The sequence below is a fragment of the Streptomyces sp. Je 1-79 genome (assembly GCF_025195125.1).
GTDB lineage: Bacteria > Actinomycetota > Actinomycetes > Streptomycetales > Streptomycetaceae > Streptomyces.
On record NZ_JAMGSL010000012.1, the window covers coordinates 209,272 to 222,380 of the forward strand.

Here is a 13,109-nt window from a genome sequence, read left to right on the forward strand (position 1 = left end):
CCGGCAGGCAGGCGCCGCGAGCCCGCAGGATCCGAAGGACAAGCCTAGGCTCGTGACATGACGTCTTCCGGTCCTCGCCGTGACACCCGGGGAATCGTCGACGCCGCCGAACTCCTCGCCCGCGTCCGGTTCCGGCGTCACGAACCGGCCCCGGCGCTGCGCCCGTACCTGGAGCACTACTGGTTCATCGACTGGTCGCTCTCCGAGCCGTACGCGAGTCATGTCGTCCCGCATCCGTCCGTGAACGTCGTCTTCCAGCGCTACCGGGACGACAGCGGCCAGGACGCCATGTCCGGGGAGGTCGCGGGCATCGGGCTCGAACTGTTCACGAAGAAGCTCATGGGCGTCGGCCGGGTCTGCGGCGTGCAGTTCCGGCCCGGCGGCTTCCGGCCGTTCGCGCCGCAGTGGCCGGTCTCGGAGTGGACGGGCCGTCGCGTCCCGCTCGACGAGGTGTTCGCGGACGCCGACCTCGCCTCCGTGGAGGCGGTGCTCTCCCCGGAGACCGACCACGCGCGCGTGGCGGCGCTCGACGCCTTCCTGCTCGCCCGCGGCCCTGCACCCGATCCGCAGGCCGCGCAGGCCATGGAACTGGTGGAGCTGGTCCGTACGGACCGCACGGTCCGCCGGGTGTCCGAACTGGCCCGCACGGCAGGGCTGTCGAGCCGCTCGCTCCAGCGCCTCTTCGCGCACCACGTGGGCGTCGGCCCGAAATGGGTCATCCTGCGCTACCGCATCCACGAGGCCCTGGAACGCGCCGAGGGCGGTGAGACCCAGGGCTCCCCGGACTGGGCCGAGCTGGCGGCCGAGCTCGGCTACAGCGATCAGGCCCATCTCGTACGGGACTTCACCGCGACGGTCGGGGTGCCTCCCACCGCGTACGCCCGGCGGGTGTCGGACCCCTGACCTACAGTGCGGGCATGGATGCCGACACCCCGCACGGCTCGCCCGTACGCCTCGAACCCTGGTCCGAGGACGACTTCGAGCTGCTGCGCGCCATGAACGCCCCCGAGCTGATGGAGCACCTGGGCGGCCCCGAGACCGAGGAGGCGCTCGTCAAGCGCCATCGGCGGTACGTGGACCTGAGCGCCGAGCGCACGGGTGCGGGCCGGATGTTCCGGATAGTGCTGCTCCCCGAGGAGGTCGCGGTCGGCGGCATCGGCTTCTGGCAGCAGACCTTGGACGGGGAGCCGGTCTACGAGACGGGGTGGACGGTGCTCCCCGGGTTCCAGGGGCGGGGCGTCGCGAGCGCGGCCACCCGTGCGGTCGCCGAGCTGGCGCGTGCCGAGCGCACGCACCGCTTCCTGCACGCCTTCCCCTCGACGGGCAACGGACCGTCGAACGCGGTATGCCGCAAGGCCGGCTTCGAGCTGCTCGGTCCACGTGAGCTCGAGTACCCGCCGGGCACGCCGCTGAGCTGCAACGACTGGCGCCTGGAACTGCACACGGGCGGCCAGGCCCTGGAGGGCTAGCCCTCCGCGCCGTCCGTGCTCAGCATCTTGGTGAAGTGGAAGGCCACGATGTCGAGGCGTTCGCGCAGGTAGAAGCGGTGGGCCCCGGTGCGGTGGGTGCCGGAGTCGAGGTCGAGCTCGTGGCAGCCCGCGTCGCGTGCGTGCTGCTCCAGGTACGTCAGGAGCGCCTGCCCGATGCCCGTGGAGCGCGTGGTGGCGGCGGTGACCAGGTCGTCGACGTAGAGCTTGCGGATCGTGCTGGTGCTGTCGATGATCCGCCAGCCCGCGACGCCCACGCAGGTGCCGCCCTCCGTGTAGGCGGCGCTGAAACGCAGGCCCTGGGGGTGGCCGCTGCGGTAGACGTCGCGGAAGAGCTCCGGCGTGAGGTGCGGGCGCAGCTCACGCAGGACGGGAAGCAGGTCGGAGTCCAGACGCCGGTCACCGGGTTCGAGGTCGATGATCTTCATGCCGGGACCGTATCCCAGGGGCTTGTATTGGCTCCCCGGGGCGCTGGGGGCATCAGGGATTTATCAGGGTTGACGGGCGAGGACCCCTCGCGGATATTTATCTGCGTGGCACAGATTCTTCTCTGCGCAACCGATCACGTGGGGAAGGCCTCGCCGAAAGGACCTGTCATGACCGTTCTCGTCACCGGAAGCCGCGGCCGCGTGGGCTCGACCCTCCTCGGCCTCCTCCATCACGCCGGAATCAAGGCGAGGGCCGCCTCCAAGAACCCCGCGGATCTCTCACCACCCGACGGCGTCGACACCGTCCGCTGCGACCTCTCCGATCCGGCGGACTTCGAGGCAGCGCTCGACGGGGTCGACTCCGTCTTCCTGTACGCCGAGGCCTCGCACATCGACGCCTTCGTCGCCCGGGCCCGGGCGGCCGGTGTCCGGCACATCGCCCTGCTCTCCTCCAGCTCCGTCCTCGCCCCGGACGCCGACCGGAACCCGATCGCGGCCTCGCACCTGGCCGTCGAGCGCGCCCTAGCGGCCGCGGCCGCCGACGGGGCGTTCGAGGCGACCTACCTCCAGCCGGGCGCCTTCGCGACGAACGCCCTGCAGTGGTCGTGGGCGATCAGGGCCGGGCAGCCGGTGGAGCTCCCGTACCCCGGCTCTCACGGCGATCCGATCCACGAGCGCGACGTCGCCGAGGCCGCGTTCGCCGTCCTGACCGAGCCCCGGCTGCGCGGCTCCTCATATCTGCTGACAGGTCCGGAGTCCCTCGACTTCACCGAGCAGCTGGCGATACTCGCCGAGGCGACGGGGCGGCCGGCGATATCCGCCGCGGTCACCCCCGAGCAGTGGAAGACAGCGGTCGCCGCCCACGTCCCGGCGCCCTTCGCCGACGCCCTGCTCTCGTACTGGGCCTCGCACGACGGCCGGCCGGTCCCCCTGACCCGGACCGTGGAGGAGCTGACCGGCCACCCGGCGCGGACGTTCGCCGTCTGGGCCGCCGAGCACGCGGAGGCCTTCCGCCCGTAAGACGCGGGTGGAAGGCCCTGGACGGCGGAGCCGGGCCGAATTCCCTGGCCGCCCGGCGGGACGCGGTGACATCCTGTCCACGTGAACGGACCGGAGATCCAGATCAGCTTCGCCCCAGGCCTGCGCCTCTTCGTCTCGACGGAACGGCGTTCGGGGCGTACGACCGTGGCGACGGACGGCGTGTCGACGCTCGGCCATGTCGTGGAGTCGCTCGGTGTGCCGCTGACCGAGGTCGGCAGGCTGCTGGTGGACGGCAGCCCGGTGGAGGTGTCCCACGTCCCCGCCGTCGGCGACACGGTCGAGGTCGAGGCGGCCGAGCGGCCGCAGCCCGTGCCGGGCGCCCCGCTCCGGTTCCTTCTCGACGTGCATCTGGGCACGCTCGCGCGGCGGTTGCGGCTGCTCGGGGTCGACGCGGCGTACGAGAGCGAGGACATCGGCGACCCCGCGCTCGCGGCGCTCTCCGCGAAGGAGCGGCGCGTGATGCTCTCCCGGGACCGCGGACTGCTGCGCCGCCGGGAGCTGTGGGCCGGCGCCTATGTGTACAGCGACCAGCCCGACGACCAACTCCGTGACGTGCTGGAGCGGTTCGCGCCGCCCCTGAAGCCGTGGACGCGCTGCACGGCCTGCAACGGGCCGCTGACCGACGCCGACAAGGACTCGGTGCGCGAGCGGCTGGAGCAGGGCACGGAGAAGACGTACGACGTGTTCGCGCGGTGCACGGAGTGCGAGCGGGTGTACTGGCGGGGCGCCCACCATGCCCGCCTGGAGGCGATCGTCACCGACGCGCTGCGGGAGTTCGGCGGCGCGGCCGCGCACTGACCCGAGGGTTCCCGGCCCGCGCCGGGGTCAGTCGACTTCGCCCGCGCGCAGCCGCTCGACCTGTAGGGCGCTGAGTTCGACGGTCCGTCGCATATGGGCGATGAGCAGGGCGACCTCGGCGTCGCTGTACGCGTCGAACATCGTGCCCCAGGCCTCGTTGAGCCGCCGCCAGAAGGCGCCGAGATCCGCCATGCGCTCGGGCACCACGGCGACGAGGACGCGCCGCCGGTCCTCGGCGTCCCGCTCGCGCGTGACGTAGCCGGCCCGTTCGAGGCGGTCGACGAGCCGCGTCGCGGAGCCGGTGGTCAGTCCGGTCAGTTCGGCGATCCGGCCGGTGGTCACCGGGCCGGACTCCAGGGACAGCAGGTTCAGACACTGCACGTCCGTCGGGTGGAGCCGCAGCTGGTCGGCAACGGCCTGGTTGAACAGCGCGTACGCGGCCATGTAGCGGCGGGCCTCGTCGTACAGCTCGGTCATGAGGCCGTCACGCCGGGCGGAGTTCTTCTGCGGCATGCGGAGAGTGTACGAAGCAGGGGGTCTGGCGGGCCTACGGCTCCGGGGCCGTCAGATACCGCTGCACGGTCGGCCCCAGCCAGGCGACGATCTCGTCCGTGGACATCTCGACCGCGGGTGGCAGCCGCAGGACGTAGCGGGTGAGCGCCATGCCGAGGATCTGCGAGGCGACGAGCGCGGCACGGCGCGGCGCGTCGGCGGGATCGGGACAGACGCCTCGGGTGATCGGTCCGAGCTGCTCCGCGAAGATCGTCTGCATGCGTTCGACACCGGCGCCGTGGGTGACACCGACACGCAGCAGCGCGGTCAGGACGTCGTCGCGCTCCCAGCGGTCGAGGAAGTGCGCGACCAGGACCGGCCCGATGTGCCGGGACGGCAGGCCGGCGAGCTCCGGAAGCTCCAGCTCGAAGTCGGAGGCCGCGGTGAACAGCCCCTCCTTGCTGCCGTAGTAGCGCATCACCATCGACGGGTCGATCTCGGCGTCACGGGCGATGGCCCGGATGGTGGCGCGCTCGTAGCCGTCGGCGGCGAAGCGTTCGCGGGCGGCTTCGAGGATCGCGGCGCGGGTGGCGTCGGAGCGGCGTGCGGTCGTCATGCCAACGACTGTAGGCCAACAGGCGTTGACAGTCCATCCGGCTCAGGTCTACGTTTACCAACAAGCGTTGACCAACGAGCGTTGACCAACAAGCGTTGGCCACGGCCGTGGGCACACCCACTTCGCCGGAAGTCAGGAGTCAGCCATGAACCACCTGGACACGGACGTCCTCGTCGTAGGCGCGGGCCCCACCGGAATGCTGCTCGCCGGCGACCTCGCCGCCGCGGGCCACCGCGTCACCCTGGTCGAGCGCCGCCCGCACGGCATCAGCAACATCACCCGCGCCTTCGCCGTGCACGCCCGCACCCTGGAGCAGCTCGACGCCCGCGGTCTCGCCGACGAACTGGTCGCCACCGGCACACCCATCACCCGGATGCGGCTCTTCGGCCGCTCCGCCCTCGACCTGACCCGGCTCCCCTCCCGCTTCGCCTACCTCCTCGTCACCCCGCAGTACGAGGTCGAGCACCTCCTCGAACGCCGCGCACTGTCCACAGGTGTGGACTTCCGGTACGGAACGGAACTGCGCGGACTGAGTCAGGACGCCGACCAGGTCACCGCCGAACTCACCGGCCCCGACGGCACACCCCTCGCCCTCCGCGCCCGCTACCTCGTCGGCGCCGACGGCGTACGCAGCGCCGTACGGACAGCCCTGGGACTGCCCTTCCCCGGCGACTCCGTGATCCGCTCCCTCGTCCTCGCCGACGTCAAGCTCACCCAGAAGCCCAAGGAGCTCTTCACCGTCGACGGAACGGGCGACGCCTTCGCGTTCATCGCCCCCTTCGGCGACGGCTGGTACCGCGTCATGGGCTGGAACCGCACCCGCCAGGTCCCCGACACCGAACCCGTCGACCTCGACGAGCTCCGGGACATCACCCGCCGCGCCTTCGGCAGCGACTACGGCATGCACGACGCCCGCTGGATCTCCCGCTTCCACAGCGACGAACGCCAGGCCCCCGCCTACCGCGCCGGCCGCGCCTTCCTCGCCGGAGACGCCGCCCACGTCCACTCCCCCGCCGGCGGCCAGGGCATGAACACCGGCCTCCAGGACGCCGCCAACCTCTCCTGGAAGCTCACCGCCGTCCTGCGCGGCGACGCCCCCGACCCCGAAGCCCTCCTCGACAGCTACCAGTCCGAGCGCCACCCCGTCGGCGCCACGGTGCTCCGCAGCAGCGGCGCCATCATCCGGCTCGCCATGGCCCGCGGCCCGCTCCGACGCACCGCGCGCAGCCTCGCCGCACGGATCCTCGACAAGGTGCCCGTCGTCTCCGCCAAGGCCATCGGCATGATCAGCGGACTCGGCATCGCCTACGGCCGGGACACCCGGCGCGTCCCCGACCTCGAACTGCGCGAGGGCCGACTGTACGAGCTGCTGCGCGAGGGCGAGTTCGTCCTGATCGCCCCCGAGGGCGCCACGCCCGACCTGCCCGCGTCCCCGACCACCCCGGCCCGCCTCGTACGGGCCACCTGGACCGACCCCGCCCGCCGCTCGACACTCCTCGTCCGCCCCGACGGCTACGCGTTCTGACCCGGCAGGGTCAGAAGACGTACGGGTCCCCGGTGGCCAGGACCAGGACGCGATGCCGGTCGTTCCCCGGGTTCGTGTCCGCGGCCCCGTCTCTCCAGAGCGTGGCGATGTCGACCGTCACCTCGTCCGGGGAGCCCGCGGTCCGCAGATCGAGCGCCAGCTCGTCGACCGCCCCGGCGGCGCGCAGCTCACCGGTGCGACAGACGACCACCCGGTCGCTCCCCCACAGACAGGACGGCGGCAGCTCCTGCCCACCCGCCATGGACTCGGAGAAAGCCAGCCGCACCGTCGCCTGGTACACGTCCGACGGCCCGTGGTTCTCCGTCACCAGCCGGACCCCGATCCGCCCCTCCGACAGCGAAAGGTGGCCATGATGAGCCAGATCGGCCTCGACCCCGACGGCATGGGCGCTCGCGCCCGTACCCGCACCGCCCACCACCACGGCCGCCAGCACCGCACCCAGCAGAGCCCCGCGCATCCCAGTCATGCCCAGAAGATACCGACAACTCCCCATATGTTCTGACTACCTGTCAGTCCGCGTGTCCCATGGCACCCTGACCCCATGCTCATCGCACGGTCCGCCGCCCTCTTCGCCGTCGCCGCCCTCTTCGAGATCGGCGGGGCCTGGCTCGTCTGGCAGGGCGTCCGCGAACACCGCGGCTGGATCTGGATCGGCGCCGGCGTCGCCGCCCTCGGCGTCTACGGCTTCGTCGCCACCCTCCAGCCCGACGCCGAGTTCGGCCGCATCCTCGCCGCCTACGGCGGAGTGTTCGTCGCCGGATCCATCGCCTGGGGCATGGTCGCCGACGGCTACCGCCCCGACCGCTGGGACATCACCGGCGCCCTGATCTGCCTGGCGGGCATGGCCGTGATCATGTACGCGCCCCGCGGTCGCTGAACCCGCCGACCTATCCTGACCACGCGATCGACACAATCGACCACACGCGCGAGGAGCACGTCATGACCGCCGCCGGTACCCCCATCGCCGTCGTCACCGGAGCGAGCAGCGGAATCGGGGCCGCCACCGCCAGGCAGCTCGCCGCCGCCGGATACCGCGTGGTCCTCACCGCCCGCCGCAAGGACCGCATCGAGGCGCTGGCCGCCGAGATCGTCGAAGCCGGCCACCAGGCCACCGCCTACGCCCTCGACGTCACCGACCGCGAAGCCGTCCAGACCTTCGCGACCGCCTTCCGCACCATCGCCGTCCTCGTCAACAACGCCGGCGGCGCCCTCGGCGCCGACCCCGTCGCCACCGGCGACCCCGAGGACTGGCGCCAGATGTACGAGGTCAACGTCATCGGCACGCTCAACGTCACCCAGGCCCTGCTGCCCGCCCTCACCGCGAGCGGCGACGGCACGGTCGTCGTCCTCTCCTCCACCGCCGGACACTCCACCTACGAAGGCGGCGCCGGCTACGTCGCCGCCAAGAACGGCGCCCGCGTGCTCGCCGAGACCCTCCGCCTGGAGATCGTCGGTACCCCGGTCCGCGTCATCGAGATCGCCCCCGGCATGGTCAAGACGGACGAGTTCGCCACCACTCGCTTCCGCGGCGACACCGACAAGGCCGCCAAGGTCTACGCGGGCGTGGCCGAACCCCTCACCGCCGACGACGTCGCCGACACCATCACCTGGGCCTGCACCCGCCCCCCGCATGTCAACATCGACCTCCTGGTGGTCCGCCCCCGCGCCCAGGCCTCCAACACCAAGGTCCACCGCGAGCTCTGACCGCCCGGCGGAAACGCCGTAGGGGCCGGTGCTCGGCACCGGCCCCCGCGTTCATCCCGCCGCCCCCCGGGGCGTCAGCCCTTCACGCAGATGACCTGCTTCAGCTTCGCGACGACCTCCACCAGGTCGCGCTGCTGATCGATGACCTTCTCGATCGGCTTGTACGCACCCGGGATCTCGTCCACGACACCGGAGTCCTTACGGCACTCCACGCCCCGCGTCTGCTCCTCCAGGTCCCGCGTCGAGAAGCGCCGCTTCGCCGCGCTCCGGCTCATCTTCCGGCCCGCGCCGTGCGAGGCCGAGTTGAAGGAGGCCTCGTTGCCGAGCCCCTTCACGATGTACGAACCCGTGCCCATCGACCCGGGGATGATCCCGAACTCGCCGGAGCCGGCCCGGATCGCTCCCTTACGGGTGACCAGCATGTCCATGCCCTCGTACCGCTCCTCCGCCACGTAGTTGTGGTGGCAGGAGATCACCGGGTCGAAGGCCACCTTCGCCTTGCGGAACTCCCGGCGGACGACCTCCTGGAAGAGCGCCATCATCACCGCGCGGTTGTACTTCGCGTACTCCTGCGCCCAGAAGAGGTCGTTCCGGTACGCCGCCATCTGCGGGGTGTCCGACACGAAGACCGCCAGGTCACGGTCGACGAGCCCCTGGTTGTGCGGCAGCTTCTGCGCCTCGCCGATGTGGTACTCGGCCAGCTCCTTGCCGATGTTCCGGGAGCCGGAGTGCAGCATCAGCCACACCGAACCGGTCGAATCAAGACAGAACTCAACAAAGTGATTTCCGCTGCCGAGCGTACCCATCTGCTTCTGGGCGCGTTCGTGTCGGAATTTGACCGATTCCGCGATCCCGTCGAACCGCGACCACAGGCCGTCCCACGCCGTCGCCGAGAACTGGTACAGCCGCTGCGGATCCACCATCTCCCGGTGCATCCCCCGCCCCACCGGAATCGCCTGCTCGATCTTCGACCGCAGCCGCGACAGATCCCCCGGCAGGTCGTTCGCCGTCAGGGACGTCTTGACCGCCGACATCCCGCAGCCGATGTCCACACCCACCGCCGCCGGACAGACCGCCCCGTGCATCGCGATCACCGAACCGACCGTCGCGCCCTTGCCGTAATGCACGTCCGGCATCACGGCCAGGCCCTTGATCCACGGCAGCGTGGCCACGTTCTGGAGCTGCTGCATCGCGCCGCCCTCGACCGTGGAAGGATCGGCCCACATCCGGATGGGCACCTTCGCACCCGGTACCTCTACATACGACATACTTCCTCAATTCCCCCAAAAAGCCTGATAACGCAAAAACCGGCTCCAAGGCCCGTACAGGTGACAACGGACCGGCATCAACGGCAGCGCGTGCGATAGACATTGTGTCCACCGGCCGGTATCCGGCGGCAAACAGTTTTCGGGAGAAGGGAGCCTGGAAGCGTGCAGCGACAGGCGTACGTACCCGGTCTGACAGCGCTCGCCGCAGCGCTCGTCCTGGGGCTCACCGGATGCTCCTCCGACAGTGGAGGCGGCACCGGCGCCGTCGACTCCAAGGCCGGTCCCGCCGCCCCCGCCGCTCCCCCAGGCCGCTACCGCACCCTCTTCGAGCCCTGCCGCGCCGTCCCGCAGGACACCCTCCGGGACCTGCTGCCCGGCGCCGCCCAGCTCCCCGACGAAGAGCGGATCGCGGTGTACCGCGGAGCCCCCGCCGTCACGTACGACACCGACCGTCGCGTCGGCTGCAGCTGGAAGGCCGACACCCCCGACGCCATGCACCGGCTGCGGCTCGACATCGAGCGGGTGGTGTCGTACGACCCCGCCGTGAGCGACGACGACCGCGCGCAGGAGGTGTTCTTCCGCAAGCAGATCGCGGCGAACCTCCCCCAGCCGCCCCAGACTCCCCAGCAGCCCCAGAGCCCCTCCGGCACCTCGGACGCCCCCAGCACCACCCCCGGCGCCACCCCGAGCGGCACGACGAGCGGTACGACGAGCGGCACCAGTCCGAGCGCGACCGCGAGCGGCACCGCCAAGCCCACCGACCCGGACGCCCCCTCGGGGAACCAGACCCCCACCGGCGCTCCCACCACCGGCCTTGAGCCCCGCCTCCTCCAGGGCCTCGGCCAGGTCGCCTTCCTCGACGACGCCCTCAGCGCCGGCGGGGCGAACGGCCGCCTGCGCACCGTGAGCGTGGTCTTCCGCACATCCAACGTGGTCGTGACGGTCGAGTACGTGGAGCAGACGACCGGCTCCGCGGACGCCCCCGACAGCCGGGAACTGCAGGAAAAGGCCCAGAACCTGGCCCGTCTGCTCTCCGAGCGCCTGGAGGAGTAGCCGTCCGGACCCGCTCCGCGACCGCGCCGGGACCACGTAACGTGTCGGCGTACCGTGGCCGCCGGCCGGACCGTACCCGGACCGTACGACAAGCGACTGAAGGAACCATGCACCGATCAGCCCCGCGACTCACCCGCATACTCGCCTGCGCAGCCGTCCCGGTGATGCTCGTCGTCGCCGGCTGCTCCTCGGACTCCGACGGCGCTTCGGGTACCCCGGACAAGGGCAAGGGTTCGGCGTCCGCGGCCCCCAGCACCCAGCCGTCGGCGAAGGCGCCCGAGCCCGCGAAGTTCGCGAAGCTGCCCGAGGTCTGCAAGTCGATCTCGGCGAAGACGACCGCGAGCCTGGTGCCGAAGGCGAAGGCGAAGAACGGTACGGCGGCCGCGTCCAGTGACACCGCCAGCCGCGGCGGCTGCTCGTGGAACGGTCTCGACGACAAGGGCGTCAAGGGCTCGCAGTACCGCTGGCTCGACGTCTCCTTCTACCGCTACGAGTCGGACGCCTCCCTGGGCAGCGGCGAGAAGCGCGCCCAGGAGAACCTCGCCAAGGAGCTCGCCAAGCTCCAGGCGACGGAGGGCGCGAAGAAGCTGAAGACCACGGACTCGGCCGGTGTCGGCGACGAGGCGAAGGCCGTGGCGTACCAGCTGAGCAAGACCGGTGAGGACTTCAGCTACGCCTCGGTCGTGGCGCGCACGGGCAATGTGCTGGTGCTGCTCACCTACAACGGCGCGGGTTACGCCGGGGCGGACACCCCCTCCGACAAGACGATCATGGACGGTGCGGTGAAGGCCTCGAAGGAGGCCGTCGCGGCCGTCGCGGCGGCGAACAAGTAGGTCGCGCGGGCAACAGGCGTCGCGTACACCCGTATTTGCGCATGTTTTCGAGGAGCCTGTCCCTCCCCAGAGGGCCGGGCTCCTCGCGCGTGTGCCACGCTGTGCCCGCGAGATGTGGATTGACGGGAGGGGATCGCGGGTGGCCGCGGTGCAGCTGACACGCACGCACAAGGTGCTGATCGGTGTGGTGATCGCCGGTGCGGTGATCATTGCCGGTATCGGTTTCGCGGGTTCGTACGCCGCTGTGCGTGAGCTCGCCGTGGAGAAGGGCTTCGGCAACTTCTCCTACTTCTTCCCGATCGGCATCGACGCCGGTATCTGTGTGCTCCTGGCACTGGACCTGCTGCTGACCTGGATCCGGATCCCGTTCCCGCTGCTGCGCCAGACCGCGTGGGTGCTGACGGCGGCGACGATCGCGTTCAACGGCGCGGCCGCGTGGCCGGACCCGCTCGGTGTGGGTATGCACGCGGTGATCCCGGTGCTGTTCGTCGTCGCGGTGGAGGCGGCCCGTCACGCGGTGGGCCGCATAGCCGACATCACCGCCGACAAGCACATGGAGGGCGTCCGGCTCACCCGCTGGCTGCTGTCGCCGATACCGACGTTCCGGTTGTGGCGCCGGATGAAGCTGTGGGAGCTTCGCTCGTACGAGCAGGTGATCAAGCTGGAGCAGGACCGGCTGATCTACCAGGCGCGGCTGCAGGCGCGGTTCGGGCGCGCGTGGCGCCGGAAGGCGCCGGTGGAGGCCCTGATGCCGCTGCGGCTGGCGAAGTACGGTGTGCCGCTCGCGGAGACGGCGGCGGCCGGTCTCGCGGCGGCCGGTGTGGAGCCGGTGCTGCTCCCGCCGCAGCCGGTGCTCGCCGAGGCGGTGCCGGTGGCGGCGGCTCCGGCCGCCCTGTCGGCCCCCCAGCCCCAGCAGGCCCGCCCGCAGGACCCCCAGGGGCCCCAGAGCGCCGAGTACCCCCAGGGCCCGCAGGGTCCGGCGCAGCAGGTTCCGCCGAGTCACGACAGCCCGTGGTTCGCGGCGCAGCCGCTGCCCCCGGAGGCGTACGCGGGTACGTACGTCCCGATGTACGCGGAGGGCCAGGAGCCGCCGCTGGTGGGGCCCCCGGGCCCCGAGGGCGCGCCCGTCCCGAACCCGCGCCAGGGGCAAGCCCCCCAGGCCCCCGTACAGGCACAGGGCCAGGTCCAGGAGCAAGGGCCGGAGCAGTTCGACGAGTTCGCCGAGTACTCCGACCTCGAACCGCCCGTGGACGAGTTCTCCGAGGCCGCGTACAAGGCGATGTGGGACTTCGTCGAGGAGCGGCAGGACTTTCCGAACGCCGAGCAGCTCGACATACGGCTGAGCGACATGTACGGCGTCCAGCACCCGCGCAGCGCGTCCATCCTGCGTGAGCTGACGCCGCAGCTGCGCCACCGCATCGAGCAGGAGATGGCGGAGAACCACATCCCCTGACCGGCGGCGGGACTCTAGGCCTTGGCCTTCGCCCGCTGCTTCGCGGTCTCGCCCCACAGGGCGAGGGCGAGACCGACGACCGCCAGGACGATGTACCCGGCGGTGGGGATGTCCCACCACTTGGGGAGCAGTCCCCAGGCCTCGTCCCCGAAGATCTGCCCGCCGGCGCCGAGACCGCCCTGTACGAGGGTGATCCATCCGATGACTGCGATGACTTCGTTCTTCATGTCTTCACGGTCTCCCGCGCGACGGCCGTTCTCGTCGTGCGCACGTCGGAAGCCGGCGTAGTCCGAAGGATGGAGAGCTCGCCGCGAAGGGCTCGGGTACGGCGAAGGGCCGCCACCGGAAGCCGGTGGCGGCCCTTCGTTCTCCTGGCCTGTGGCCTCGCGT

The 13,109-nt window shown here is 71.2% G+C and carries 16 protein-coding genes; 10 read left to right on the forward strand and 6 right to left on the reverse strand.

Features of this window, described 5'->3' with window-relative positions; all coding sequences use genetic code 11:
- Positions 1 to 57 precede the first annotated feature (57 nt).
- Entirely contained in the window at positions 58 to 903 is an 846-nt protein-coding gene (locus M5362_RS25035; RefSeq protein ID WP_260229982.1) for a DUF6597 domain-containing transcriptional factor, read from the forward strand.
- Between the two features lie 14 nt (positions 904 to 917).
- Positions 918 to 1,469, forward strand: coding sequence for a GNAT family N-acetyltransferase (locus M5362_RS25040; protein WP_260229983.1), 552 nt, complete (start codon positions 918 to 920; stop codon positions 1,467 to 1,469).
- Here the strand turns inward: M5362_RS25040 and M5362_RS25045 are convergent.
- On the reverse strand, positions 1,466 to 1,915 hold the full coding sequence (locus tag M5362_RS25045) for a GNAT family N-acetyltransferase (RefSeq protein WP_260229984.1): 450 nt from the start codon (positions 1,913 to 1,915) through the stop codon (positions 1,466 to 1,468). The two genes, M5362_RS25040 and M5362_RS25045, sit on opposite strands and share 4 nt — an antisense overlap.
- A 168-nt stretch (positions 1,916 to 2,083) precedes the next feature.
- Between M5362_RS25045 and M5362_RS25050 the strand changes: the two genes are divergently transcribed.
- Entirely contained in the window at positions 2,084 to 2,935 is an 852-nt protein-coding gene (locus M5362_RS25050) for an NAD(P)H-binding protein (RefSeq protein ID WP_260229985.1), read from the forward strand.
- Between the two features lie 81 nt (positions 2,936 to 3,016).
- Positions 3,017 to 3,754 carry a Mut7-C ubiquitin/RNAse domain-containing protein gene (locus M5362_RS25055; protein ID WP_260229986.1) on the forward strand — a complete coding sequence of 246 codons (738 nt, stop codon included), beginning with the start codon at positions 3,017 to 3,019 and terminating at the stop codon, positions 3,752 to 3,754.
- Between the two features lie 27 nt (positions 3,755 to 3,781).
- On the opposite strand, the gene M5362_RS25060 is transcribed toward M5362_RS25055, so the two are convergent.
- A complete protein-coding gene (locus tag M5362_RS25060; protein WP_260229987.1) occupies positions 3,782 to 4,267 on the reverse strand; it encodes a MarR family winged helix-turn-helix transcriptional regulator in 486 nt (161 codons plus the stop codon).
- A 34-nt stretch (positions 4,268 to 4,301) separates the two neighbouring features.
- Positions 4,302 to 4,862, reverse strand: a complete 561-nt coding sequence (locus M5362_RS25065; RefSeq protein WP_260229988.1) for a TetR/AcrR family transcriptional regulator — start codon at positions 4,860 to 4,862, stop codon at positions 4,302 to 4,304.
- A gap of 145 nt (positions 4,863 to 5,007) precedes the next feature.
- Here M5362_RS25065 and M5362_RS25070 point away from each other — a divergent pair, with 145 nt between their 5' ends.
- Positions 5,008 to 6,387 carry an FAD-dependent monooxygenase gene (locus M5362_RS25070; RefSeq protein WP_260229989.1) on the forward strand — a complete coding sequence of 460 codons (1,380 nt, stop codon included), beginning with the start codon at positions 5,008 to 5,010 and terminating at the stop codon, positions 6,385 to 6,387.
- Positions 6,388 to 6,397: 10 nt separating this feature from the next.
- Here M5362_RS25070 and M5362_RS25075 read toward each other — a convergent pair whose 3' ends face one another.
- Positions 6,398 to 6,874, reverse strand: a complete 477-nt coding sequence (locus tag M5362_RS25075) for a hypothetical protein (protein WP_260229990.1) — start codon at positions 6,872 to 6,874, stop codon at positions 6,398 to 6,400.
- A 75-nt stretch (positions 6,875 to 6,949) separates the two neighbouring features.
- Between M5362_RS25075 and M5362_RS25080 the strand changes: the two genes are divergently transcribed.
- Both M5362_RS25080 and M5362_RS25085 read left to right on the forward strand, forming a co-directional pair.
- Complete coding sequence (locus M5362_RS25080) at positions 6,950 to 7,285, forward strand: YnfA family protein (protein ID WP_260229991.1); 336 nt, start codon at positions 6,950 to 6,952, stop codon at positions 7,283 to 7,285.
- 62 nt (positions 7,286 to 7,347) lie between these two features.
- Complete coding sequence (locus M5362_RS25085; RefSeq protein ID WP_260229992.1) at positions 7,348 to 8,112, forward strand: SDR family NAD(P)-dependent oxidoreductase; 765 nt, start codon at positions 7,348 to 7,350, stop codon at positions 8,110 to 8,112.
- A 74-nt stretch (positions 8,113 to 8,186) separates the two neighbouring features.
- On the opposite strand, the gene M5362_RS25090 is transcribed toward M5362_RS25085, so the two are convergent.
- Complete coding sequence (locus M5362_RS25090; RefSeq protein WP_260229993.1) at positions 8,187 to 9,380, reverse strand: RtcB family protein; 1,194 nt, start codon at positions 9,378 to 9,380, stop codon at positions 8,187 to 8,189.
- Between the two features lie 162 nt (positions 9,381 to 9,542).
- On the opposite strand from M5362_RS25090, the gene M5362_RS25095 reads away from it, so the two are divergent.
- The 3 genes from M5362_RS25095 (at position 9,543) to M5362_RS25105 (ending at position 12,719) form a co-directional block, all read left to right on the forward strand.
- Positions 9,543 to 10,433 (forward strand): DUF3558 domain-containing protein, encoded by an 891-nt coding sequence (locus tag M5362_RS25095; protein ID WP_260229994.1) that lies wholly within the window; start codon positions 9,543 to 9,545, stop codon positions 10,431 to 10,433.
- A 107-nt stretch (positions 10,434 to 10,540) separates the two neighbouring features.
- Positions 10,541 to 11,266 carry a DUF3558 domain-containing protein gene (locus M5362_RS25100; protein WP_260229995.1) on the forward strand — a complete coding sequence of 242 codons (726 nt, stop codon included), beginning with the start codon at positions 10,541 to 10,543 and terminating at the stop codon, positions 11,264 to 11,266.
- A gap of 139 nt (positions 11,267 to 11,405) precedes the next feature.
- Positions 11,406 to 12,719, forward strand: coding sequence for a DUF2637 domain-containing protein (locus M5362_RS25105; protein ID WP_260229996.1), 1,314 nt, complete (start codon positions 11,406 to 11,408; stop codon positions 12,717 to 12,719).
- A gap of 14 nt (positions 12,720 to 12,733) precedes the next feature.
- Here the strand turns inward: M5362_RS25105 and M5362_RS25110 are convergent, their stop codons facing one another.
- Positions 12,734 to 12,946: a hypothetical protein gene (locus M5362_RS25110; RefSeq protein ID WP_260229997.1), complete on the reverse strand. Its 213-nt coding sequence runs from the start codon at positions 12,944 to 12,946 to the stop codon at positions 12,734 to 12,736.
- Positions 12,947 to 13,109: the final 163 nt, after the last annotated feature.